This is a genomic window from Sphingomonas aerophila (genome assembly GCF_014199305.1).
GTDB classification, from domain to species: Bacteria; Pseudomonadota; Alphaproteobacteria; order Sphingomonadales; family Sphingomonadaceae; genus Sphingomonas; species Sphingomonas aerophila.
On the sequence record NZ_JACIJK010000029.1, the window covers coordinates 1 to 1,681 of the forward strand.

General features: G+C 64.6%; 2 protein-coding genes. One reads left to right on the plus strand and one right to left on the minus strand.

Features of this window, described 5'->3' with window-relative positions; translation table 11 throughout:
- On the plus strand, positions 1-1,281 hold a 1,281-nt coding region (locus FHS94_RS19065), incomplete at its 5' end, for an IS1182 family transposase (RefSeq protein ID WP_184060886.1).
- Positions 1,282-1,288: 7 nt separating this feature from the next.
- On the opposite strand, the gene FHS94_RS19070 is transcribed toward FHS94_RS19065, so the two are convergent.
- Positions 1,289-1,681: recombinase family protein (locus tag FHS94_RS19070; protein ID WP_184060888.1), on the minus strand; the 393-nt coding region annotated here is incomplete at its 5' end.

Below are 1,681 nucleotides of genomic sequence, written 5' to 3' on the forward strand. Positions count from 1 at the left end.
CGCAAGGGGCGGCCTTCGATCGCGCCTGAGCTGCTGATCCGCATGGCGCTGATCGGTCGCCTGTACGGCATCACGTCTGAGCGCCGCTTGTGCGAGCAGGTCCGGTTCAACCTGGCCTATCGCTGGTTTTGCCGGTTGCCGCTCGACGCGCGGGTGCCGCACCACTCGACGTTCAGCAAGAACCGGCATGGCCGCTTCCGTGACGCCGGCATCTTCCGCGTTCTGTTCGAGCAAACGGTGCGACGCTGCGCCAAGGCGGGACTGATCACCTGTAAGGATGCCGCGATCGACGCCTCGTTCGTGGCGGCCGATGCGAGCTGGCAGTGCAAGATGCGGGAAACGGACATGACGCTGCCGCGGCTGTCCCGCCCGGTACGGGAATGGCTGGCCGACCGGGCGAATGCCCAGCCACGAGAGCAAGGCGCGGCGCCTAGTGCACCGGTCGAAGTATCACGCACAGATCCGTCGTCGGCCTGGTCGGCGCGCACAGCGCGAGGCCGGTTCGGCTATGCCTTCAATGTGCTGATCGACACGCCGGGAGGGGTGGCGGTTGACGTAGAAGCTAGCCCCGCACGCTTCTCGGCCGAAGTAGATGCAGGGCGGACGATGCTGGCGCGCGCAAGCGACCGGTTCGGCTACCGACCCAAGCGGATTGCAGCCGACACAGCCTATGGCAGCGCCGGGTTTCTCGCGTTCGTCACTGATCGCGGGGTCATTCCGCATATCCCTGTGCTGGAGCGATCCGAACAGACCAAGGGCAAGTTCCCTCACGAGGCTTTCCGGTACGAGCGCGAGCAGGACCGGTATATCTGTCCCACCGGCAACGTGCTTGCATATCGTGGCGCCAATCGCCGCGCTCAGAATTTGAGATACACTGCCAGCCCGCTCGATTGCCGCACCTGTCACCTGAAGCGAAAGTGTACCGGAGGGAGCAGCCGATCAGTGACGCACAGCCAGTTTGAGGACGTGCGCGAGCTGGTACGTGGCGAGATGCAGACGCCGCTTTTCAAACGCTCGATGCGGCTGCGCCGGGGCGTGGAGCGCGTGTTCGCTGACGCCAAGGGCAAGCGCGGCCTAACCCGCCTGCATCTTCGCGGCCTGCGCGGTGCGGAAGAAGAGTTCCTGTTAGGCGCGACAATTGCCAACCTCGTGCTGCTGGCCCGTCCCGATAATCTGCCCGTACGGAAGCGCAGACCTCCGCCAGTTCCTGAACGGATCAACCGCATGGCCCGGATCAGCCGAGGGCGGTTCGAGCAATCCTATTACGCGACGATGTTTTGACGCCGGATCAGGCGGGTTCGCGCTCGGTCGCCGGGAAGTGACGGTAGAATGTCGAGCGGCCGACTTGCAGCAGCTTTGCCACCTTCGCGGGGCTGTCGCCTGCCGCCAGAAGCTTGCGGGCGGTGTCGAGCATGTCGGGCGTCATTACCGACTTGCGGCCTCCGCCAGTCCCGCCCTTCGCGCGTGCCGCAACCAGGCCGGCAACGGTTCGCTCTTTTATCAGCTCACGCTCCATTTCCGCGACCGAAGCGAGAATATGGAACAGCAGTCGACCCGATGGCGTGGCAGTGTCGAAGCCGTCGGTCAGTGACCGAAAATCAACTTTGCGGGCCGACAGGTCGGCCGCCAGTTCGATCAGGCCCTGGATGGAGCGGCCAAGCCGATCGAGCTTCCAGATCAC